The 20,835-nt window shown below is 40.7% G+C and carries 25 protein-coding genes; 22 read left to right on the forward strand and 3 right to left on the reverse strand.

Features of this window, described 5'->3' with window-relative positions; all coding sequences use genetic code 11:
* Positions 1–17: 17 nt before the first annotated feature.
* The 11 genes from AC6CHU_RS14485 (at position 18) to lysA (ending at position 10,314) form a co-directional block, all read left to right on the forward strand.
* The gene (locus AC6CHU_RS14485) at positions 18–848 is read left to right on the forward strand and encodes a purine-nucleoside phosphorylase (protein ID WP_159868521.1); all 831 of its coding nucleotides are present in this window, start codon (positions 18–20) and stop codon (positions 846–848) included.
* A 265-nt stretch (positions 849–1,113) separates the two neighbouring features.
* Positions 1,114–2,418 carry a pyrimidine-nucleoside phosphorylase gene (locus tag AC6CHU_RS14490; RefSeq protein WP_159868653.1) on the forward strand — a complete coding sequence of 435 codons (1,305 nt, stop codon included), beginning with the start codon at positions 1,114–1,116 and terminating at the stop codon, positions 2,416–2,418.
* Between the two features lie 145 nt (positions 2,419–2,563).
* Positions 2,564–3,727 carry a D-alanyl-D-alanine carboxypeptidase family protein gene (locus tag AC6CHU_RS14495; RefSeq protein ID WP_159868524.1) on the forward strand — a complete coding sequence of 388 codons (1,164 nt, stop codon included), beginning with the start codon at positions 2,564–2,566 and terminating at the stop codon, positions 3,725–3,727.
* 222 nt (positions 3,728–3,949) lie between these two features.
* Entirely contained in the window at positions 3,950–4,300 is a 351-nt protein-coding gene (spoIIAA, locus tag AC6CHU_RS14500) for an anti-sigma F factor antagonist (RefSeq protein ID WP_159868527.1), read from the forward strand.
* 3 nt (positions 4,301–4,303) lie between these two features.
* Positions 4,304–4,744, forward strand: coding sequence for an anti-sigma F factor (gene spoIIAB, locus AC6CHU_RS14505; RefSeq protein WP_159868530.1), 441 nt, complete (start codon positions 4,304–4,306; stop codon positions 4,742–4,744).
* A gap of 12 nt (positions 4,745–4,756) precedes the next feature.
* Positions 4,757–5,515 (forward strand): RNA polymerase sporulation sigma factor SigF, encoded by a 759-nt coding sequence (gene sigF / locus AC6CHU_RS14510; RefSeq protein ID WP_159868533.1) that lies wholly within the window; start codon positions 4,757–4,759, stop codon positions 5,513–5,515.
* Between the two features lie 154 nt (positions 5,516–5,669).
* Complete coding sequence (locus AC6CHU_RS14515; protein WP_159868536.1) at positions 5,670–6,290, forward strand: stage V sporulation protein AA; 621 nt, start codon at positions 5,670–5,672, stop codon at positions 6,288–6,290.
* Positions 6,280–6,702: a stage V sporulation protein AB gene (locus tag AC6CHU_RS14520; RefSeq protein WP_159868655.1), complete on the forward strand. Its 423-nt coding sequence runs from the start codon at positions 6,280–6,282 to the stop codon at positions 6,700–6,702. Before AC6CHU_RS14515 ends, AC6CHU_RS14520 begins: the two co-directional genes overlap by 11 nt.
* A 54-nt stretch (positions 6,703–6,756) precedes the next feature.
* Entirely contained in the window at positions 6,757–7,344 is a 588-nt protein-coding gene (gene spoVAEA / locus AC6CHU_RS14525; protein WP_159868539.1) for a stage V sporulation protein SpoVABEA, read from the forward strand.
* Positions 7,319–8,803 carry a spore germination protein gene (locus tag AC6CHU_RS14530; RefSeq protein ID WP_159868542.1) on the forward strand — a complete coding sequence of 495 codons (1,485 nt, stop codon included), beginning with the start codon at positions 7,319–7,321 and terminating at the stop codon, positions 8,801–8,803. The genes spoVAEA and AC6CHU_RS14530 overlap by 26 nt, the downstream gene beginning before the upstream one ends.
* Before the next feature lie 191 nt (positions 8,804–8,994).
* The gene (gene lysA, locus AC6CHU_RS14535) at positions 8,995–10,314 is read left to right on the forward strand and encodes a diaminopimelate decarboxylase (protein ID WP_159868545.1); all 1,320 of its coding nucleotides are present in this window, start codon (positions 8,995–8,997) and stop codon (positions 10,312–10,314) included.
* A 123-nt stretch (positions 10,315–10,437) separates the two neighbouring features.
* Here lysA and AC6CHU_RS14540 read toward each other — a convergent pair whose 3' ends face one another.
* Positions 10,438–11,301 carry a DUF1002 domain-containing protein gene (locus AC6CHU_RS14540; protein WP_159868548.1) on the reverse strand — a complete coding sequence of 288 codons (864 nt, stop codon included), beginning with the start codon at positions 11,299–11,301 and terminating at the stop codon, positions 10,438–10,440.
* A gap of 486 nt (positions 11,302–11,787) precedes the next feature.
* Here AC6CHU_RS14540 and AC6CHU_RS14545 point away from each other — a divergent pair, with 486 nt between their 5' ends.
* Positions 11,788–12,141, forward strand: a complete 354-nt coding sequence (locus AC6CHU_RS14545) for a GNAT family N-acetyltransferase (protein WP_159868551.1) — start codon at positions 11,788–11,790, stop codon at positions 12,139–12,141.
* Positions 12,142–12,232: 91 nt separating this feature from the next.
* Here the strand turns inward: AC6CHU_RS14545 and AC6CHU_RS14550 are convergent, their stop codons facing one another.
* Positions 12,233–12,754, reverse strand: coding sequence for a DUF309 domain-containing protein (locus tag AC6CHU_RS14550; protein WP_159868554.1), 522 nt, complete (start codon positions 12,752–12,754; stop codon positions 12,233–12,235).
* A 198-nt stretch (positions 12,755–12,952) separates the two neighbouring features.
* Complete coding sequence (locus tag AC6CHU_RS14555) at positions 12,953–13,051, reverse strand: YjcZ family sporulation protein (RefSeq protein ID WP_159868557.1); 99 nt, start codon at positions 13,049–13,051, stop codon at positions 12,953–12,955.
* Between the two features lie 211 nt (positions 13,052–13,262).
* Between AC6CHU_RS14555 and AC6CHU_RS14560 the strand changes: the two genes are divergently transcribed.
* The 10 genes from AC6CHU_RS14560 to resA all read left to right on the forward strand — a co-directional run bounded on the left by AC6CHU_RS14560 (position 13,263) and on the right by resA (position 20,825).
* Positions 13,263–14,024, forward strand: a complete 762-nt coding sequence (locus tag AC6CHU_RS14560; protein WP_159868560.1) for a segregation/condensation protein A — start codon at positions 13,263–13,265, stop codon at positions 14,022–14,024.
* 1 nt (position 14,025) lies between these two features.
* Positions 14,026–14,613: an SMC-Scp complex subunit ScpB gene (gene scpB, locus AC6CHU_RS14565; protein WP_159868563.1), complete on the forward strand. Its 588-nt coding sequence runs from the start codon at positions 14,026–14,028 to the stop codon at positions 14,611–14,613.
* Positions 14,614–14,719: 106 nt separating this feature from the next.
* Complete coding sequence (locus AC6CHU_RS14570) at positions 14,720–15,142, forward strand: hypothetical protein (protein ID WP_159868566.1); 423 nt, start codon at positions 14,720–14,722, stop codon at positions 15,140–15,142.
* A 28-nt stretch (positions 15,143–15,170) separates the two neighbouring features.
* Positions 15,171–15,659, forward strand: a complete 489-nt coding sequence (locus tag AC6CHU_RS14575) for a YpuI family protein (RefSeq protein WP_159868569.1) — start codon at positions 15,171–15,173, stop codon at positions 15,657–15,659.
* A gap of 140 nt (positions 15,660–15,799) precedes the next feature.
* Positions 15,800–16,690, forward strand: a complete 891-nt coding sequence (locus AC6CHU_RS14580; protein ID WP_159868572.1) for a superoxide dismutase — start codon at positions 15,800–15,802, stop codon at positions 16,688–16,690.
* Positions 16,691–16,912: 222 nt separating this feature from the next.
* Complete coding sequence (locus tag AC6CHU_RS14585; RefSeq protein ID WP_159868575.1) at positions 16,913–18,064, forward strand: D-alanyl-D-alanine carboxypeptidase family protein; 1,152 nt, start codon at positions 16,913–16,915, stop codon at positions 18,062–18,064.
* A complete protein-coding gene (locus AC6CHU_RS14590) occupies positions 18,057–18,644 on the forward strand; it encodes a nucleoside recognition domain-containing protein (RefSeq protein WP_035330092.1) in 588 nt (195 codons plus the stop codon). Before AC6CHU_RS14585 ends, AC6CHU_RS14590 begins: the two co-directional genes overlap by 8 nt.
* Before the next feature lie 7 nt (positions 18,645–18,651).
* A complete protein-coding gene (locus AC6CHU_RS14595; protein ID WP_159868578.1) occupies positions 18,652–19,188 on the forward strand; it encodes a spore maturation protein in 537 nt (178 codons plus the stop codon).
* Positions 19,189–19,391: 203 nt separating this feature from the next.
* Entirely contained in the window at positions 19,392–20,117 is a 726-nt protein-coding gene (rluB, locus tag AC6CHU_RS14600) for a 23S rRNA pseudouridine(2605) synthase RluB (protein WP_498122140.1), read from the forward strand.
* A 183-nt stretch (positions 20,118–20,300) separates the two neighbouring features.
* Positions 20,301–20,825 carry a thiol-disulfide oxidoreductase ResA gene (gene resA / locus AC6CHU_RS14605; protein WP_159868584.1) on the forward strand — a complete coding sequence of 175 codons (525 nt, stop codon included), beginning with the start codon at positions 20,301–20,303 and terminating at the stop codon, positions 20,823–20,825.
* Positions 20,826–20,835 lie beyond the last annotated feature (10 nt).

Here is a 20,835-nt window from a genome sequence, read left to right on the forward strand (position 1 = left end):
GATGAAGGAGATTGATGATGGATTACAGCAAAATTCAAAACGCAGCTGAATTTCTTAAAAATAAATATACAGGCCAGCCAAAAATCGGGCTGATATTAGGTTCAGGACTTGGTGTATTGGCAGACGAAATCGAAGAATCGGTTAAGATTCCATACAATGAAATCCCTGATTTTCCTGTATCAACAGTAGAGGGCCATGCGGGACAGCTTGTATTTGGACGCTTGAACGGCATTGAAGTGGTTGCTATGCAAGGCCGGTTCCATTATTACGAAGGATACTCATTTGATAAGGTAACATTCCCTGTAAGAGTCATGAAAGAGATGGGTGTTGAGAAGCTCATTGTTACCAATGCGGCAGGCGGAGTGAATGAAACCTATTCTCCAGGAGATTTAATGCTTATTTCAGACCATATCAACAATATGGGCAGCAATCCTTTAATAGGTCCTAATGATTCCCGTATGGGTCCCCGTTTCCCGGATATGTCAGAAGCCTATTCAAAAGATTTGAGAAAACTTGCAAGAGAACTGGCCGAAAAACTGAACCTGAAGATTCAGGAAGGAGTGTATGTCGGCAATACAGGCCCGACATATGAAACACCTGCAGAAGTTCGCATGCTGAGAACAATGGGCGGGGATGCAGTCGGCATGTCAACAGTTCCAGAAGTCATCGTTGCACAGCATTCAGGTATGAAGGTGCTTGGGATCTCCTGTATCTCAAACATGGCAGCAGGCATCCTAGACCAGCCCCTAAACCATGAAGAAGTAATCGAAACAACAGAAAAAGTCAAAGCTGACTTCCTTCGTTATGTGAAAGCAATTGTTAAGGAATTTGGTGTACAAGCATATTAATTATTTTTGCGGCTATGCTGTTAACTAAATTAAATAACTGAGTGGATAGGAGAGGGTATTTAATACCCGAAAATGCTGACGCATTTCCTTCGTGCGGTGTTCCTTCGACGAAGCTTATTCAATGTCCTGAGGGAGGGGGGAAGCTGAGAAACTCCTCCTCTCCGGGGAAGCAAGTGCCAGCATCTGAAATCAACGGGCTGACTTTTTTAGCAAATAATAATCGGTTAAAAGAAGGCCTAAAGAATAATGAAAGTGGTGTTTTATGATGAGAATGGTGGATCTTATTGAAAAGAAAAGAGATGGAATAGAGTTAACGGCAGACGAAATTCAATTCGTCATTAAAGGATACACAGATGGTTCGATCCCGGATTATCAGGTAAGTGCTTTAACAATGGCCATCTTTTTCCAAGGTATGACAGAGAACGAGAGAGCCAACTTAACTATGGCAATGGTAGAATCCGGTGATCAAATTGACTTATCCAAAATTGAAGGAATTAAAGTAGATAAACATTCAACTGGCGGTGTAGGTGATACAACAACACTTGTACTGGGACCACTTGTAGCAGCAGTAGGTGTTCCGGTTGCGAAAATGTCAGGGCGCGGGCTTGGACATACAGGCGGAACAATCGACAAGCTTGAGGCTGTAGATGGATTCCATGTGGAAATTGAAAATGAAGAGTTTATTAAGCTTGTTAATCAAAATAAAATTGCAGTCATTGGCCAAAGCGGCAACTTAACGCCTGCAGACAAAAAGTTATATGCACTGCGCGATGTAACAGCTACAGTGGACAGTATTCCTCTTATCGCAAGCTCGATTATGAGCAAAAAAATCGCTGCAGGTGCGGATGCCATTGTCCTGGATGTTAAAACTGGCGCCGGCGCATTTATGAAGACACTTGACGATTCGCGTGAATTGGCTAAAGCCATGGTCCGCATTGGAAATAATGTCGGCAGAAACACAATGGCTGTAATCTCAGATATGAGCCAGCCGCTTGGTTATGCCATCGGCAATGCCCTTGAAGTAAAGGAAGCAATCGATACATTAAAAGGCGAAGGACCTGAAGATCTGACTGAGCTTTGCCTGACTCTGGGCAGCCATATGGTTTTCCTGGCTAAAAAAGCGGATACATTAAAGGAAGCGCGCGAAAAGTTAGAGAATGCGATGAAGGACGGTTCAGCATTAGAAACATTTAAAGTATTCTTGAGCTCACAAGGCGGAGATGCATCAGTTGTCGATAATCCGGAAAGATTACCTCAGGCAAAATATACATTTGAATTAGAAGCTAAGCAGGATGGCTATGTTTCGGAGATTGTTGCCGATGAGATTGGAACAGCAGCTATGCTATTGGGAGCAGGAAGAGCAACGAAGGAATCAGAAATTGATCTGGCAGTAGGCCTGATTTTAAGAAAGAAAATTGGTGACCGGGTACAGAAGGGCGAATCCCTCGTTACAATCTGCAGCAATTTTGAAAATGTAGAACAAGTAAGAAATATGCTTTATGACAACATTACGCTTTCCGCTGAAAAAGTGAAGGCACCAGTATTAATTCATGAAGAAATAACTGAATAATATTGAATTAAAAAGCCGCCGGATTTAGATCCGGCGGCTTTTTGCCGTGAAGCTGACTGTTTAAATTCTTTTTAGTCTTCCTGTGTTGTATAAATTTTCTTTAACTGGAAAAAATGGAGGCTATAAAGAATGGAGGTATTGTGTGATGAAACGACTCGTCTCATTAATGTTAATAGCATTATTTATGGCAACAATCTTTGCTCCTTCAGGGTTTGCGAGAGAGAACAGTGCAGATTTGGCGGATAATGTAAAATCCGCGATTCTTATCGAGCGTGATACCGGTACGGTATTATATGAAAAAAACAGCGATGAGCAGCTTCCGCCTGCCAGTATGACAAAAGTCATGACCATGCTCTTAATTATGGAAGCAATAGATGAAGGGAAGCTGTCATGGGATGAGAAAATCCGGACAAGCGAATATGCAGCATCAATGGGCGGTTCGCAAATCTTCCTGGAGCCAGGTGAAGAAATGACCACAAAGCAAATGCTGCAGGGGATTGCCATTGGTTCCGGTAATGATGCATCCGTTGCTATGGCTGAGAGAATTGCCGGATCAGAGGAAGCTTTTGTTGAAATGATGAATAAAAAGGCAAAGGAATTAGGGCTGAAAAATACTAATTTCCTAAACCCTACAGGGCTGTCAGCTAAGAACCATTACAGTACTGCACATGACATGGCCATAATGGCGAAAGAGCTTCTTAAATATGAAAAGATAACTGATTTTACGGGCACATATGAAGCCTATCTTCGCGAGGATACAGAAAAAAAATTCTGGCTTGTCAATACAAACCGACTTGTGCGTTTTTATCCAGGTGTAGATGGCCTCAAAACGGGCTTTACTTCTGAAGCAAAATACTGTCTGACGGCAACAGCCGAGAAAGACGGAATGCGGGTTATAGCCGTTGTATTTGGCGCACCAACTTCAAAAGAACGCAATGCTCAAGTGACTAAAATGCTCGACTTTGCATTCAGCCAATATAAAACCCACCCAATGTATGAAAGAAATCACGTTCTTGGAAAAGTTAAAGTAAGCAAAGGCGAAAAGAAAATGGTTGAAGCTCTGACTAGTGAACCGATTTCCCTTTTAACTAAAAAAGGAGAAAGCATCAAGGAAATTGAACAGAAAATTACTTTAAATAAAAATATTAAAGCTCCTGTCCACAAGGGTGATCAGATCGGAACATTAACATTGAAAAAGGATGGAAAAGTCTTGGTTGAAAGCTCTTTGGTTGCTAAAGAAAATAGCAGTGAAGCATCATGGTGGACATTGTTTAAACGGTCCATGGGGTTATTTTCAAAAACTGAATAAATATATATCCTTGTCGAAAAACATCCCAATGATATGTATTTTTAGCGAAAATACACTAGTTTTGTCTCAAGGAAGGAAATGAAGCGCCAGGCATCGAAATTGACTCACTATAAGGGCGGATGCCGGAATTCTTTAAGATTCCGGTTATCCTATCCGGAGGAGAAGCATGAGCATTACTATCGGCTTTTTCAGTTGCGGATACCAGATAAGGAGGCTAAGGTAGTGAGTCTTAACATTAATTTGGAAGTAAAGCATGATGTCTTATGTATTCGTTTAAGCGGGGAGCTGGATCATCATTCGGCAGATGTACTGCGTGAACAGGCGACGAGGGCAATTGAGGATCATGACATCCATCATATTATATTAAACCTTGAGCAGCTTTCATTTATGGATAGTTCAGGGCTGGGAGTGATTTTGGGCCGCTACAAACAAATCAAACAAAAGCATGGCGAAATGGTTGTTTGTGCAATTTCTCCAGCAGTGCAGCGATTATTTGATATGTCGGGGTTATTTAAAATAATCCGTTTAGAACCGACAGAAGAAAACGCCTTGCAAAGATTGGGGGTTGCCTGAACTATGAAAAATGTGATGAATCTTGAATTCAGTGCGCTCAGCCAAAATGAATCATTCGCCCGTGTCACAGTTGCAGCCTTTATTGCCCAGCTGGATCCGACAATGGACGAACTGACAGAAATTAAAACGGTCGTTTCTGAAGCTGTAACCAACTCCATTATTCACGGGTATGAAAATGATCCTAATGGAGTGGTCTATATTTCTGTCCTGATTGAAGATGGATTTATTGATATGACCATTAAGGATAAAGGCCTCGGTATTATGGATGTGGAGGAGGCAAGGCAGCCATTATTTACAACAAAGCCTGAATTGGAAAGATCAGGCATGGGCTTTACCATCATGGAAAATTTCATGGACGAAATCGAAATCCAATCGCAGCCGGGTATAGGCACAGAGATCCGATTAAGGAAGCATTTATCAAATAGTAAAATGCTATGCAATTAAGGGAGTCTTGCTATGGATGTGGAGGTTAAAGCAGAGAAGGGCCAAACCTATTTAAAGGACAATGAAGTCAAGGAGCTAATTAAGCAAAGCCAAAGCGGAGATCAGGGTGCCAGGGACAAAATTGTTCAAAAAAATATGCGTCTTGTCTGGTCTGTCGTCCAGAGGTTTTTGAATAGAGGATATGAACCCGATGATCTCTTTCAGATTGGCTGTATCGGCTTATTGAAGTCGGTTGATAAGTTTGATCTCAGTTATGATGTAAAATTTTCGACCTATGCGGTTCCAATGATTATCGGAGAGATTCAAAGGTTCATTCGGGATGATGGAACGGTAAAAGTAAGCCGCTCCTTAAAAGAGATGGGCAATAAAATCAGGAAAGCCAAAGACGAGTTATCAAAAACGCTTGGCCGCATCCCGACTGTTACAGAACTCTCCGAGTTTCTGGAAATTTCTCCGGAAGATATTATTCTTGCCCAGGAAGCAAGCCGGATCCCATCTTCTATACATGAAACAGTGTATGAAAACGACGGAGATCCCATTACACTGCTCGATCAGATTGATGATGGAAATGAAGGAAAATGGTTTGATAAAATAGCATTAAAAGAAGCGATACGTGAATTGGATGAGCGGGAAAGACTGATTGTTTACTTGCGCTACTATAAAGATCAGACTCAATCCGAAGTGGCGTCAAGGCTTGGCATTTCCCAGGTGCAGGTATCGCGGCTTGAAAAAAAGATCCTTCAGCAAATGAAAGACCGGATGGATATTTAAATCCATCCGGTCTTTCATTTTTTAAAACCAGCCAATTATTGGAGTTCATGAAGCTAATATATGTAACTCATACTAAATATAGACACAAAAGCGAAACGCACTAAATAGGCGAACCATTTTCGAAGAGGATATCTCTTTGTGGGAAGTGAGAACATTGGAAAAAACAGTTTACATTCGCTTGCGGCATCGTCTGCAGATACGGCCAAATCAGAGAATACTGCTGAAAGATATTGCACAGGTCATTGCCGATGATGGCATTTACGAAAAGCTTTGTGGACTTCCGCTATATCAAGTAAGCGAGAAGGACCGGAATATTGTCGTAATTGACGTGATGAAGGTCATTAGGACTATAACCAGATTCTTTTCAAACATTGAAGTACAGTCGATTGGACCGGCTCAATCGATAGTCGAGGTGGTTACCAAGAAGCGTAAAGTATCAATTCCTCTCTTTCTGCTTGTTTGGCTGCTTTTGTTTATAGGTGCTGCACTGGCTATTATGAATTTTCATGAAGACGTAAGCATGCAGGCTGTCCAGCTTAGAATTTACACTCTCCTGACCGGGGAAGTGGACAGCAGGCCTCTTATCTTTCAAATTCCCTATTCGATTGGCCTGGGGATTGGCATGATCATATTCTTTAATCATGTTTTTAAGAAGCGGCTGAACGAGGAGCCCAGCCCGTTGGAAGTAGAAATGTTTAATTACCAGCTTGATCTTGATAATTATGTTGCATTGAAAGAGAACAAGGAGAGTATGAAATATCTTGATGACCATTAATGTTGTACTGGTAATGATCATAGGCTTTGCAGGGGGGCTCGCTGTTGGTTCAGGTTTTGTGGCATTTCTGGCTGTTTTGGGCATCATCCCAAGGCTTACTCAGCTGAGCAAAACGATGAAGATGATCCATTTTTATGAAGCTGCAGTTGTGATGGGGGCTTTGGCTGGTGCACTTGCAACTTTATGGAATCCGGAATTCCACCTGACACCTCTGTTATTAGTGCCCATTGGGCTGGCTTCGGGCATCTTTGTGGGCATGCTCGCTGCTGCTTTAACTGAGGTGTTGAATGTTTTTCCGATTCTTGCGAAAAGAATCGGAGTAGATGGGAAAATCGTCATATTATTGATGGCATTTGTATTTGGCAAGGTGTTTGGATCACTGTTTCAATGGATTTATTTTGTAAATAAATAAGCCGCCGGCTGGGCATATTTAAGAAAAATGAGAATTCGGAAAGGAAAAACTGCTATGGATGATCGGAGGCACGTCATTCTAATAACTGATGGAGACGATTTTGCAAGAAAGACTGTGGAGCATGTTGCGAAGGAAATTGGAGGCAGATGCCTATCTTTATCGCATGGAAACCCTTCAGTCCTAAACGGTCAGCAAATCGTCAAGCTGATAAAAAAAGTCTCCCATGATCCCGTATTGGTCATGTTTGATGACAGCGGGTTTATCGGAGAAGGAGCCGGAGAGAATGCCCTGAAATATGTTGCGTGCCATAAAGATATTAATGTTCTGGGAGTTATAGCAGTTGCCTCAAAAACACGTCAGGCCGAGTGGACAAAAGTAGATGTATGTATTGATAATAACGGGGAACTGACTCCATACGGAGTTGATAAGTACGGAGTTCCCGAAATGGAAATGGGCAGAATTAATGGAGATACTGTCTATTGTCTTGATCAGCTGGATGTGCCAATAATCGTAGGAATTGGCGATATTGGAAAGATGTCTAAAAAAGATCATTATGAATTAGGTTCGCCAATTACTAAAAAGGCAGTAGAGCTTATATTGGAAAGGAGCGGCTATTATGACACGAAACAAGACGAAGGATGATAAGACACCTATATTTGAATCTGTGCATGAAATTGAGAAATATATGAAAAATAGAGTTGGCCTGGGAGAAAGCTTCGATCTGGGTGTCAGAAAGCTAACGATCTTAAGGAAGGATGTTCATTTCTATTATATTAATGGACTGACGGATACGAGTTATATAATTGCTATCATTGAGGGTCTGGTTGGGATCAATGACAGTGAAAAACTTTCCTCTAACCTATTTAAAATCATCGAGAACAGGCTTAGGCATCAATCCATTGAGCACATTAAAACAATGGATGAACTGGTTGATCAGGTTCTATCAGGCCTGATTGTCATTGTGGGTGAGGGTGAGAGAGAAGGGCTTGTCATCGATGTCAGAAGCTATCCCGGAAGAACCCCAATGGAACCGGATACTGAAAAAGTTGTCCGCGGCTCAAGGGATGGCTATGTTGAGAATATTATAGTAAACACAGCCTTGACCCGCAGAAGGATTAGAGATGAACGGCTGCGGTTTGAAATTATGCGTGTTGGCGAAAGGTCCAAAACGGATGTAGCCATTGGTTTCATTAAAGATGTGGCTAATGAGGATTTAGTTGATTTAATCAGGAAAGAAATTAAAGCAATTGAGATTGACGGCATTACGATGGCTGATAAAACAGTCGAGGAATTTCTTTTAAAACAGGGATATAATCCCTTCCCGCTGGTTCGGTATACGGAAAGAGCAGATGTCGCAGCAGCCCATTTGCTTGAAGGGCATGTCATTATATTTGTTGATACTTCACCAAGTGTCATTATTACGCCTACAACATATTTTCATCATTTACAGCATGCAGAAGAGTACAGGCAATCGCCTGCAGTCGGCACATTTGTCCGCTGGATTCGATTTTTAGGTCTTTTGGCTTCAATCGTACTGTTGCCGCTATGGTTTTTATTTGTATTGGAGCCTTCCCTTCTTCCTGAAAGAATCGCATTTGTCGGGCCAAATGAAGAGACCAATGTTCCTGTTATAGTCCAGCTGTTTCTTGCAGATGTGGGAATTGAATTTCTTAGAATTGCGGCCATTCATACGCCGACACCGCTTTCGACTGCTATGGGCTTAATAGCCGCTGTGCTTATAGGTCAAATTGCCATTGATGTCGGGCTCTTTGTTCCTGAAGTCATTTTATATGTATCACTTGCGGCCATTGGAACCTATACGACCCCTAGTTATGAACTGAGCATTGCCAATAAAATTTTACGATTGTGTTTGCTTGTGTCAGTTGCGATTTTCCATACCCCTGGTCTAGTCGTGGGGCTTACATTAATCATTCTACTTCTCGCAAGCATTAAATCTTTGAATACACCATACCTTTGGCCGTTTATTCCGTTTAGTCCGGTTGCTTTATCCCAGATCTTAATTCGCCGCTCGATGCCAGGCTCTAAAATACGGCCAGGCATTGTCCAGACTAGAAATCGTTACAAGCAGCCTGTAAAATAATAAATACGCGTAATGCCGATTGCTAAGATACACGAAATATGGTACAGTTTTTTTAATTAAATAAAGGATTAAAGGAAACAGAATAGACAGTCTCTTGCGGTGCTGTCTATTTCTATCATAAATTGATCAGTCTCGGGGGTAAATACACGACCTGGCAGAAGTTATCCTGAGGAAAAGGAAGAGGGGGAACCATGTTTTTTCACGGCACCATGAAGGTAAATGGGAAAGGTCATCTTGAAATTGGCGGTATGGATACAGTCGAACTCGCCAGTCAATTTGGAACACCATTATATGTATATGATGTGGCATTAATAAGAGAGAGAGCAAGAGGCTTTAAGCAGACTTTCGATAATCTTGGAATAAAAGCACAAGTGGCATATGCAAGCAAAGCTTTTTCTACAGTGGCAATGGTTCAGCTTGTAGATGAAGAAGGTCTTTCATTGGATGTGGTTTCAGGCGGTGAGTTATACACAGCATTGGCTGCTGATTTTCCGTCTGAAAGAATTCATTTTCACGGGAACAATAAAAGCAGAGAAGAATTGGAAATGGCTCTTAAGAATCATGTTGGCTGTATTGTTGTCGATAACTTTTATGAGCTGGATTTATTAGAGGAGATTTGTGAATCTCTTTCAGTCAAAACGAAAATCTTGCTGAGAGTCACCCCTGGAATTGAAGCACATACCCATGATTATATCTTAACCGGACAGGAAGATTCAAAGTTTGGATTTGACCTGCAGAATGGCCAGGCTGAGAAGGCTTTGCAAATAGCTCTGAACTCAAGCTGGATCGAAACGCTAGGACTGCACTGTCATATCGGGTCTCAGATTTTTGATACAACTGGCTTCATTTTGGCAGCCAAGAAAATCTTTGAGAAGATGGCAGAATGGAAAGAGAAACATGCATATGAACCTGCAGTGCTTAACTTAGGCGGAGGTTTTGGAATCCGCTATACAGAAGATGATGATCCGATTCATGCATCTCAATATGTTGAGGAAATTATCGGTGAAGTTAAAAAACAGGCTAAACATTTTTCCATGAAGATGCCGGAAATTTGGATTGAGCCGGGACGTTCGCTTGTAGGAGATGCCGGAACTACTTTATATCAGACAGGGTCACGCAAAGAGGTTCCAAATGTAAGAAATTATCTTGCTGTGGATGGCGGCATGAGTGATAATATCAGGCCGGCCCTTTATCAGGCTAAGTATGAAGCGGTACTTGCAAACCGGGTATTGGAAAAGCCGGAAGAGACAGTATCAATTGCCGGAAAATGCTGTGAATCAGGTGATATGCTCATTTGGGATTTGCCGCTTCCTAAGGCGGGGGATCAAGACCTCTTGGCTGTTTTCTGTACCGGCGCATACGGTTATTCAATGGCAAACAACTATAACCGTATTCCAAGGCCGCCTGTAGTGTTTATTGAAAATGGAGAGGCTAAGCTGGTTGTTAAAAGAGAAACATACGAGGACATTTTAAGATTAGATCTGCCGATAAATGAAAAAATAAAAAACTAAGCTGCCCGCCGGGGCAGCTTAGTTTTTTATTTAGTAAAGTTTGTTGCTTATCCACAAACATAGTTAAATCAACGGTAAGAATTCATAAACCAAAACAAAAATCTTTAAGAAAAGAGCCATTTTTTAAGAAAAGAAGGCTTTTACAGCGTCAATTACACTTACAAAAAAACGCTTTAAGCTTTCTAAAAACCCCTGGCCTTCCTCACTTTCGAGGTACTTGGATATTTTGTCTTTTGCCTGGTTAAGCTGCTCGCCGACCTGATTCCAATCAATATCAAGCTCTTTAAGCTTGTTGAATAAATCTATTAAGCTTAAAGTCTCCTGTTCGGTAAGAGTGATGCCGAGATCCTTCGCTGCATTTTCGATAATGGTTCTGAGTTCGGCATCGGTTTCAGGCGAATTTTTGGCAATTTCCTCTTTAATTTTGGCAATTAATGCAGCCGCATTCTCGTTTCCAACCGACTCGCCGAGCTTGGCTGTTTCAACCATTTCTTCATTGGCAGCCTGTTTTACATCTTCAGGGATTGTTTTTTCGGCTGAAATTTCATATGCCTTAATAATGCCTGTTAAAGCAGCTGTTCCAGAAACATTTGCAGGTGCTGTAATATAAATTTTTGCATCTTTTACACCTGCAGTAATCAAAGCATTAATATACATTTCGTCAGTGACCCAGTTAATATTCTTAGTCTCGACTTCAAGGCCGGAGCCTTGTTTGGCTACTGTGACTGCTGAAGAAGATATTGCTCTCGTCCCTATTAGAGCTTTAGAGATATAATTTCCAAGATATTGATGTTCTTCCTCATTTGAAACAGTAATGATTGTCGCATCTTTTGGAGCTTTCATTTCTGCTAGAAGCATATTTTTTTGTTCTTCTGATAGGTTCTCTCCTAAAGTGACAATTACATCACCTTCCGCCATATCAGCAAATGCCTGCATCGGCAAAATAAATAATAGCAACATTAAAAGTAGAATTTTATTCCATTTCATGCGGTTACCTCCCGGAGCAATAATTGGGAAGCCATGTATGCCAATTTGCTGCTCACTTAATGGCTTCCTGTAAATAGACGATTATTTCTGAGAAAAAGTTTCATTTCCCCTTTAACAGAAACCTTAGCTCAAAATGCCTATTTCAGCAAGCAGAATGGAATTGTGATAAAGAATAGTGTAAAATGAATGATAGTTTGTAAGTCATAGGATTTATACATAAATGGGGGCAGTAAAGAGATATGAAAAAAAGCAATTGGCTTCTTTTTATTATATTGCTTGTTTTAAGTATTGGATGGGGATTGGTTTACTGGTTCTTTATAGTTTAAAGCTTTGCTGCGATGAACGCATTAAGCATTGAATCTGACTGTTTTATTCGAAAATAGCAACATTCAGCATGAATACATATACTGTTATGAAAAGTTTACAAAGTTTAAATTATGGGAAAAATAGTTTATGATGTTTTTATTCAAATAATGAGGGATTAATATGCTAATTCGATATAAAAAATCATTTGAAAAAATTGCAATGGGTCTTTTATCTTTCATGCCTAATGAGAAAGATTTGAAAAGGCTGCAGCAGACGATGAAACAATATGAATCGGAAGAAAATCGGCAGCTGTTTTTGTGGAAGGATGGCGAAGATATAATTGGGCTGGTCGGTGTTATATCCAGTGATCAGACGATGGAGATTCAGCATATCTCTGTTAATCCGTCACACCGGCATCAAGGCATTGGCAAAGCAATGATAAAAGCATTGGATGAACTATATCCTGGAAAAACTTTAACTGCAACTGATGAAACCGAAGCTTTTCTATGCAAATGTGATGTTAATAAACAGTAAGCGTAGAACTAGGGCTGGCCTATGGTCCGCTTGAATGCGATCGGGATTTCAGGAATATACTTGCTACAAGGAAAAAGGCAGCGAATAATCATTATTCCTGCCTTTTTTTGTGATTCAGGGCATCTTGTCTTTCATTAATAACTATTGTCCTATCTCTTCTTTTATGGCGGTGTACAATATCTTCATCTGGAGCATAGCTGTCGGAACACCAGAAAAGTCCCTTGGCAGCGCATACCTCGATGCATTTTTCCTTTAGTAAGGGATCAATGATTGGCAAGTTAATGCTGAAGTATTTTCCGCCTTTTTGAATCAGCACGAGCCTGTCTTTAAGCGCTTCAATCAATTGATCTGTATCCAGGCCCAATGCCTTTATTTCTCCTGCCCGGTCCTCCAGAATGCTGATTCCTTTGCGGAGAGTCCGTTCTGCACCATTCATATTCTCTCTGCGATGATGATAAAAAGAAACGGCCATAAGAATTAAGCCGACCCATGCAGACTTTTTATTGTTTGGATCTATTCTCTTCCAATACTCTTCCAGTATTTCGTGACATTCAAAATAATCACGGTCACCATGAAAATGGACCAGGAACTCGATATACTTATCGGGGTACATACTTTCACTCCTTGACAATTCTAACTTTATATTAACACAGCACAATCAATTATCAGAAGAAAAATAAAAGCCCGGCTTTTGACCGGGCTTTTACAGCTAATAAAACTGAATAACTATAAATCGGCTCTTTTGGGTTTCTAATAGGGCAGCCTTGCCGATTGGTCAATGTGAGGAATTTGCTGTAATATTCACAGCGATTTAGAAGCACCAGGAAGCTCCGACTATAATTAAAAGAATGAACAAAACGACAATTAAAGCAAACCCGGTTCCGCAATCTCCAAATCCAGTCTTAGACATATAAAAAACCTCCTGTATCTTTATTTCCATACATCCTATGTAGGCAATTGCCTGATTGATTGGGCACATCACAAAAATTCTGGTTTGGAGCAGGAACATTGCGGACATCAGGGTTATTTTTCTATTGGATAACAACCATGAATAATCTATACTAGATATAGCCTTTTGGCATGTAAGGGAATTTATTTTAGGAAAATTTGGTGGGTATTTTATGCAATATGATCATTATAACGTTAAAATAGATGCTTTCGAGGGGCCGCTGGATCTTCTGCTTCATCTTATTAACAGACTGGAAATTGATATCTATGACATTCCTGTTTCAGAAATCACCGAGCAATACCTCATTTATATACATACGATGAAGGAGCTTCAGCTTGACGTAGCAAGTGAATATCTTGTAATGGCCGCTACGCTTCTGGCTATTAAAAGCAAAATGCTGCTGCCAAAGCATGAGGAGGAAGAGCTTGAAGATGAATTTGGAATGGAAATGGAAGAAGACCCCAGGGATGAACTTGTAGAACGGCTGATTGAATACCGTAAATATAAGGAAGCTGCAGAAGAGCTAAAGGAACGGGAACAGGATAGAAGCTTAATGTATACAAAGCCGCCTGCAGACCTTTCTGAATATGTAAATGAATCACAGCAGGAAAAAGCTGATTTGAATGTAAGCCTTTATGATATGCTTGGCGCTTTGCAAAAGTTATTAAGAAGAAAGAAACTGCAAAGGCCCCTGTCTGCAAAAGTTGCCCGCCAGGAGATTCCCATCGAAAAGCGGATGTCTGAAATTGTAGAACAATTAAGGGGTATAAAAGGCAGGAAAAGATTCACCGAACTTTTTCCGATAGCCGACAGAGAGCATATAGTAGTAACTTTCCTGGCGGTACTGGAGTTAATTAAGCGAAAAGAAATTCAGGTCGAGCAGGACAAAAATTTCTCGGATATTTATGTAGCTTCCATGGAAGGAGGAAAATAGTTTGGAAATCATTAATTGGAAGGGGATAGCTGAAAGCCTCCTGTTTGCAGCGGGTGATGAAGGCTTATCCCTTAAGCAAATTGCCCATGTTCTCGAGGTGGATGAAAATCAGGCCCGTGAGATCATGGACAGTCTTATGGAAGATTACAATAATAGCAGCCGCGGAATTATGGCTGTTGAATTGGCGGGGACGTTTCAGCTGGTTACGAAAAAAGAGTTTTCTCCGTACCTGAAAAAGCTGGTGGAATCTCCTTCTTCCGCCTCCCTTTCTCAGGCAGCACTTGAGACACTGGCTATTATCGCTTACAGACAGCCCATTACAAGGACAGAAATTGAGGAAATTAGGGGAGTCAAGACAGAGAGACCTCTTCATACATTGTCCGCAAAAGCCCTGATTAAAGAGGTTGGACGGGCAGATGGAACAGGGCGTGCCTATCTTTATGGAACGACTAAAGAATTTCTTGATTATTTTGGTCTTAAAAGTATTGATGAGCTGCCGCCCCTCCCGGATAAGATTAGTGAAGAAGAGGATTCATTCCAGGAAGAGGCGGATTTATTCTTTGAAAAGTTCCAGGAGCTCGATTCTTGACTTTTCTGACACATTAGATAGGAAGTGTGGTAAAATAGATTTAAATTTTTCCCTTTCCTTTTAATACATATTATCTTAAAACCATCGGGAAACAGGAGGGTTTTGCTTGCTGATTAAACAATGCAGGGGATATGAGCTTGAAAAAGAAAAGCCGAACACCTCGGAAGATTTTTTTAATAGAAGTGAGGTTGTGTTCGAAGAAGATGGGCAGGAGAAAACGTTTCATGTTTTATACGTTAGATTCTTTGATGAATCCATGAATGAGTTCACACCTTATGAAAAGGATCCAGTTTTTCAGGCTGGTTCCAGAGAAGTCCAGTTCAAGGATCTTGTTGCTCTATCATGTTTATTGAAGAACCCGGGTTTTAGACATCGCAAACGAATTTATCTAAATTCAAAGGCTGATTTTGCATCCTATTTTCAGGATCTGGACTTTTCCAAGCTTCCATCCATTTTTGAAGCGCTGGGAAATAATAAATCCTACGACCTGCAATCACCTTTAGATTTTATTGTTCAACCGCAACAATAGCCATTGTATAATTATGGGGGTGTAATGGATGGGGAATTCTATCGTTAAATCACAAATGGAAGATGTGAAAAATTTCCTCGGTAATAGCGTTGCCGTATTTGAAGATTTCTTAAATAATACAACAATTAAAGATCTTGAAGAAGAAAAGGAAGGGAATGCGAATTATTATAAAAGCATCCTTTCACATGTAAGAAAACTGCTCGTATATTGTGAAGAAGGACTTGATGCCAGCACAATCATATTAAAAAGCGACCCTTTCCAAAAAGGAGCGGCAGAAAAGACGCTATACCGAATTTACCATCAATGCATTGAAGAGTTTTTCTCTCCGAAAAATGATGCCTGGTTTGAGAATAGTCGTTCAGCATATACAGGTAAAAACTCGATCCAGTTTCATGAAGAAGTTCCGGACAGCTTGAAAACAATGTTCAGGCAGCTCGAAGCAGAGTTCCAAAGGATTCGTGAGGAACTTGAATATTACGAAACCGATTACCGGACAAAAATGATTCAATCAAAATAAGACTGGAATTTGAAGAACAGCACAAAGCTGTTCTTTTTTTGTTGGCACGTTTTATGCAGATTACCTTTTTCCCTGGAAAACGTACAAACTTTTACTCATACAAATAGAAAGTGAGCTAATAAAGGAAGCGAGTGAGGGTTATGAGTAAAATGGAAGAGTATATTAAGGACGTAACAAAATGGAACAAAGAGCTAAGAGATTTTTTAGACTCGGAGGAGGTTGATCAAAATAACGAACTGTGGCAGAGGCTGGATCATTTTACTGAAATTATGGATGGAATAAAAGACCCCTTGGATATTGAAGCTTTGGAAAAGCTGCAGGAACAAGTGGACTCTCTCCATTCCGATATGGAGAATTATTTTTCCAATAGACAACAGCTTGGAAATATCTATATGAATGAACCGTACATTTCTGCGGGAAAGCATAGTTTACCTCCGCTCCCTTATGATTATAGCGCTCTTGAACCGCATATCTCTGGGGAAATTATGAGGCTGCATCATGATAAGCATCATCAATCATATGTAGATGGCTTGAACAAAGCAGAGGTAATGCTGCAAAATGCCAGGAATAATAATGATTACAGCCTCGTGAAACACTGGTCACGCGAGCTGGCCTTTCATGGCTCTGGCCATTACTTGCATACAATTTTCTGGAATAATATGAGCCCTAAAGGTGGTGGAAGACCTGCGGGCGCTCTGCTGAAGGAAATGAACAAATATTTTGGGAGCTTTGAGAAATTCAAAAACCACTTTACTGAGGCAGCCAAGCAGGTAGAAGGAGTGGGATGGGCAATCCTGGTTTGGTCGCCGAGGGCGCGCAGGCTCGAAATCCTTCAATCGGAAAGACATATGCTTTTAACTCAGTGGGATACAATCCCCTTGCTTGTTTTGGATGTTTGGGAGCATGCTTATTATCTGCAATATAAAAATAACCGCGGTGATTATATTAAAAATTGGTGGAATATTATCAACTGGAAGAATGTAGAAGACAGGTATTTAAAAGCATCCGAATTAAAATGGAAGCCATTCTAAATTGAAGCCGAAAATAAGTAAGAGGGGGATACAAAGAGTATTCCCCTCATTTTTAATGCACTAGCCATTTCAGAACCGCAATCAAGTCAAACATATTGTCATATCACTACTTGTCCTGCATAAACTTGTACAAATAAATGAAAAACATGCGGCTCCTCTCTAATGGGGAGATCATGTATTTCGCTCATTCTGACATCCATAAAGGAGACGGGGTTTTGTGCAATGAAAATGTTTAGCAGGCTAATGGCCATAGCTTTGGCCGCCGCGTTGATGATGATGAATCTTCCTCAGAAAACAGAAGCTTCAGTTTCAGTAAGCGCCCGGAGCGCAATATTAATGGAACAGGATTCTGGGCGTATCCTTTACCAGAAAGAAGCAAATGAAGTGAGGAGAATAGCGAGCATTACAAAAATTATGACGGCAATTCTGGCCATAGAATCAGGAAAAATGGAAGATATGGTTAAAGTAAGTGATCGTGCTGTCAGAGCAGAAGGGTCATCGATATATCTACAGGCAGGAGAAAAAATTAAACTTGAAGATCTGGTTTACGGGCTTATGCTCCGCTCAGGCAATGACTCTGCAGTCGCAATCGCAGAGCATGTCGGCGGAAGCCTTGAAGGATTTGAATTTTTAATGAATAAGAAAGCTGAAGAAATCGGCATGAAGAACACCCATTTTGCAAATCCCCATGGTCTGGATGATCATGAAGACCATTATTCTACTGCATATGATATGGCGCTGCTGACCAGGTATGCTATGAATAATGAGACGTACCAAAAGATTGCTGGAACAAAGGTGCACAGGGCGCCAAATCCGAACGAAAGCTGGGACAGGGTCTGGAAAAACAAAAATAGGCTTCTGACAGAATTATATGAGTATTGCACAGGGGGAAAGACAGGATATACCAAAAGGGCGAAGAGAACTCTTGTTACAACAGCATCGAAAGGCGGCCTAAATCTGATTGCCGTAACGTTAAACGGGCCGGATGACTGGCATGACCATATTAATATGTATGAAACTGCTTTTAGAACCTATGATATTGTGGAAGTCATGCCTGAGGGAATTATGTCCGATATTGATGATGAATTTTATAAAGACAGGGTTTATATAAAGCATTCATACAAATATCCCGTAACTAAAGAAGAGAAGAACCACTTTAACATTGATATCAAACTGCTAAAGCCTGAAACAGAATGGGAAGACGGAAGGACAATACCGGAAGTGGTCGGTCAGGCAACTGTATATTTTGAAGATCAGCCAATAAAAAAGCTCCCAATCTACTATAAGCATGATGAGGTAAAAGAAGATAAGTCACTATTAGACTACTTTAAGGGGCTTTTTACCTCAATTGCAGGAGTGAAGACAAATGGTTAATATCATTTGGGTGATGCTTACCGCTATAGGGTTAGTTTTTGCTATGATAAACGGCACTATAAACGAAGTAAATGAAGCTATTTTCAATGGCGCAAAAGAAGCGGTCACGTTATGCATCGGTCTTATTAGCATTCTTGTTTTTTGGCTTGGAATGATGAAAATTGCTGAGGACGCCGGACTGCTGAATAAGCTTGCTTCCTTATTCAGGCCAATAGTGAAAAAGCTTTTTCCGGAAGTGCCTGGTGATCATCCGGCAATGGGATATATGCTATCGAATATGATGGCCAATATGTTTGGTCTGGGGAACGCAGCTACCCCTCTCGGCATAAAAGCTATGGAAGAGCTGAAAAGGCTAAATGGGGGAAAAAATGAAGCGAGCCGTTCTATGATAACCTTTTTGGCCATCAACACTTCAAGTCTGACATTAATTCCTACAACCGTGATTGCCATACGGATGAATTATAATTCTGCCTCGCCCACCGATATCGTTGGTCCTACTTTAGTGGCTACATTCTGCTCTACATTGGCCGCAATAATGATTGACCGTTATTTCTATTACCGAAGAACGCGAAAAGGATGAGGTTAGGATGGAGATTGTGTCAGCTGTATCCCTTTGGTTAATTCCTATTTTAATAGGCTTTATATTAATATATGGAACATTTAAAAAAGTTCCTACCTATGAAAGCTTCACCGAAGGCGGAAAAGAAGGTATAAAAATTGCGGTATCCATTATTCCTTTTCTTGTCGGGATGCTTGTAGCCATATCGGTCTTCAGGGCTTCCGGTGCCCTGGAGTATTTTATGAATCTGATCAGACCGGGATTGGAAGCAATTGGAGTTCCTCCTGATATTGTACCCCTGGCTATCATTCGTCCGATTTCCGGGACTGCAGCACTGGGAATGACCAGTGATTTAATTGCTGTCCATGGTCCCGACTCCTTCATAGGCAGGCTGGCCTCAGTGCTGCAGGGCAGTACAGATACAACATTTTATGTGCTGACGGTCTATTTTGGTGCAGTAGGAATCAAAAAAATGGGAGATGCTCTTAAAGTCGGGCTGCTGGCCGATTTGGCAGGCATCATAGCATCCATTATAATTGTAACACTTGTTTTTGGCAGTATGTAACCAGATATATCCAGTGAAAAGATGCCTGAGCAGAGGTGTCTTTTTTATTTTACTTTCAAATTCCAACTTTCAGTAATTACAGTTTATTTCCGGTCTAAGCTGTTTTAACAATGGTTTGCTTTGAAAACTTGACGAATTATGTCATAATTCATTAGGAGTGAAAAAGTATGAAGTCATGTTATTAAAACTTTGAGGTGACATAAATGGAAAGATTGCAGAAAGTTATTGCCCATGCGGGGGTAGCTTCGCGTAGAAAAGCTGAAGAGCTAATGGCTGAAGGCCGTGTTAAAGTTAACGGAAAAACAGTAAAGGAACTGGGTGTAAAGGTCTCTCCTTCCGATCGTATTGAAGTGGATGGAATACCGCTGGAAAGAGAAGAGCCTGTTTATTTTCTTCTTTATAAACCAAGAGGCGTAATTTCAGCTGTTTCCGATGACAAGGGCAGAAAAGTCGTCACAGATTTCTTTGAGGGAATCAAACAAAGAATATACCCTGTTGGCAGACTGGATTACGATACATCAGGTATTCTCATTCTTACTAATGACGGAGAGTTTGCAAATTTTCTAATGCACCCCAGCAATGAAATCGAAAAAGTCTATGTTGCCAAGTTGAAAGGCATCCCGTCAAAAGAAAAAATGAAAAGCCTTCAAAGAGGTATTATGCTTGAAGATGGAAAAACAGCACCTGCCAAAACCAAGCTGTTATCAATGGATAAGAAAAAACAGACAGCTATTGTGGAGATCAGCATTCATGAAGGACGCAACCGCCAGGTAAGAAGGATGTTTGAAGCCATTGGCCATCCTGTTCTGAAACTGAAGAGGGAGAGATACGGATTCCTTACTCTGCAGGGTTTATCAGCGGGGGATGCCAGAGAACTTACAGCCCATGAAGTTAAGCAGCTCCGGACACTTGCGATGAAAAAGAACTAGTCAGCTTTAAGAAAAATTCATAGAAGTGTCACAGTTACGCTATGTTGTAAACAATATAGGTATGTTGAAAAATGCTATAATAGTAAACAGCTATGAGGCAGGATTTTATTCCATATGTTACATATTATCTTGTTGAAGGTAAGGTCTTTTAGCCTGAATAAGATGCCTTAGGAGGAGTTTTTTATGAAAAAGCAGCGTCTGGTAATGAGAACAGTCATATTGCTTGTCCTTGGTGCTGCCGTGGCATATACGCTATACGCAAATTTTACGAAAGATAAAGTACAAAAGGTTGCCGTTGGAGAAAGTGCACCTGATTTTGTTCTGACAGATATGGATGGAAATAAACACAGATTATCAGATTATGAAGGCCAGGGTGTATTCCTTAACTTCTGGGGTACATGGTGTAAACCCTGTGAAAAAGAGATGCCATATATGAACAATCAGTATAAACAATTCAAAGATGAAGGTGTTCAGGTACTGGCTGTTAATGTGGGAGAAACAGATTTAGCTGTAAATAAATTTTCTGAGCGTTACGATTTATCATTTCCTATTGTGATTGATAAGAATTCCCAGGTTCAATCAGCTTACGGGATTAATCCTCTTCCTGCCACTTTCCTCATTGATAAAGAAGGAAAGGTTGTCAAGTATATTACAGGAGAAATGACGGAAGAAATGATCAAGAACTATATGGAACAGATTAAACCATAGGGTACGGGGA

The sequence above is a fragment of the Cytobacillus sp. GQ23 genome (assembly GCF_059758675.1).

What these genes read in the sequence shown, in the direction of transcription:
- AC6CHU_RS14485 (WP_159868521.1), top strand. Translation starts at nt 18, where the DNA reads ATGGATTACAGCAAAATTCAAAACGCAGCTGAATTTCTTAAAAATAAA.
- AC6CHU_RS14490 (WP_159868653.1), top strand. Translation starts at nt 1,114, where the DNA reads ATGAGAATGGTGGATCTTATTGAAAAGAAAAGAGATGGAATAGAGTTA.
- AC6CHU_RS14495 (WP_159868524.1), top strand. Translation starts at nt 2,564, where the DNA reads ATGAAACGACTCGTCTCATTAATGTTAATAGCATTATTTATGGCAACA.
- spoIIAB (WP_159868530.1), top strand. Translation starts at nt 4,304, where the DNA reads ATGAAAAATGTGATGAATCTTGAATTCAGTGCGCTCAGCCAAAATGAA.
- sigF (WP_159868533.1), top strand. Translation starts at nt 4,757, where the DNA reads ATGGATGTGGAGGTTAAAGCAGAGAAGGGCCAAACCTATTTAAAGGAC.
- AC6CHU_RS14520 (WP_159868655.1), top strand. Translation starts at nt 6,280, where the DNA reads ATGACCATTAATGTTGTACTGGTAATGATCATAGGCTTTGCAGGGGGG.
- spoVAEA (WP_159868539.1), top strand. Translation starts at nt 6,757, where the DNA reads ATGGATGATCGGAGGCACGTCATTCTAATAACTGATGGAGACGATTTT.
- AC6CHU_RS14530 (WP_159868542.1), top strand. Translation starts at nt 7,319, where the DNA reads ATGACACGAAACAAGACGAAGGATGATAAGACACCTATATTTGAATCT.
- lysA (WP_159868545.1), top strand. Translation starts at nt 8,995, where the DNA reads ATGTTTTTTCACGGCACCATGAAGGTAAATGGGAAAGGTCATCTTGAA.
- AC6CHU_RS14540 (WP_159868548.1), bottom strand. Translation starts at nt 11,301, where the DNA reads ATGAAATGGAATAAAATTCTACTTTTAATGTTGCTATTATTTATTTTG.
- AC6CHU_RS14545 (WP_159868551.1), top strand. Translation starts at nt 11,788, where the DNA reads ATGCTAATTCGATATAAAAAATCATTTGAAAAAATTGCAATGGGTCTT.
- AC6CHU_RS14550 (WP_159868554.1), bottom strand. Translation starts at nt 12,754, where the DNA reads ATGTACCCCGATAAGTATATCGAGTTCCTGGTCCATTTTCATGGTGAC.
- AC6CHU_RS14555 (WP_159868557.1), bottom strand. Translation starts at nt 13,051, where the DNA reads ATGTCTAAGACTGGATTTGGAGATTGCGGAACCGGGTTTGCTTTAATT.
- AC6CHU_RS14560 (WP_159868560.1), top strand. Translation starts at nt 13,263, where the DNA reads ATGCAATATGATCATTATAACGTTAAAATAGATGCTTTCGAGGGGCCG.
- AC6CHU_RS14575 (WP_159868569.1), top strand. Translation starts at nt 15,171, where the DNA reads ATGGGGAATTCTATCGTTAAATCACAAATGGAAGATGTGAAAAATTTC.
- AC6CHU_RS14580 (WP_159868572.1), top strand. Translation starts at nt 15,800, where the DNA reads ATGAGTAAAATGGAAGAGTATATTAAGGACGTAACAAAATGGAACAAA.
- AC6CHU_RS14585 (WP_159868575.1), top strand. Translation starts at nt 16,913, where the DNA reads ATGAAAATGTTTAGCAGGCTAATGGCCATAGCTTTGGCCGCCGCGTTG.
- AC6CHU_RS14590 (WP_035330092.1), top strand. Translation starts at nt 18,057, where the DNA reads ATGGTTAATATCATTTGGGTGATGCTTACCGCTATAGGGTTAGTTTTT.
- AC6CHU_RS14595 (WP_159868578.1), top strand. Translation starts at nt 18,652, where the DNA reads ATGGAGATTGTGTCAGCTGTATCCCTTTGGTTAATTCCTATTTTAATA.
- rluB (WP_498122140.1), top strand. Translation starts at nt 19,392, where the DNA reads ATGGAAAGATTGCAGAAAGTTATTGCCCATGCGGGGGTAGCTTCGCGT.
- resA (WP_159868584.1), top strand. Translation starts at nt 20,301, where the DNA reads ATGAAAAAGCAGCGTCTGGTAATGAGAACAGTCATATTGCTTGTCCTT.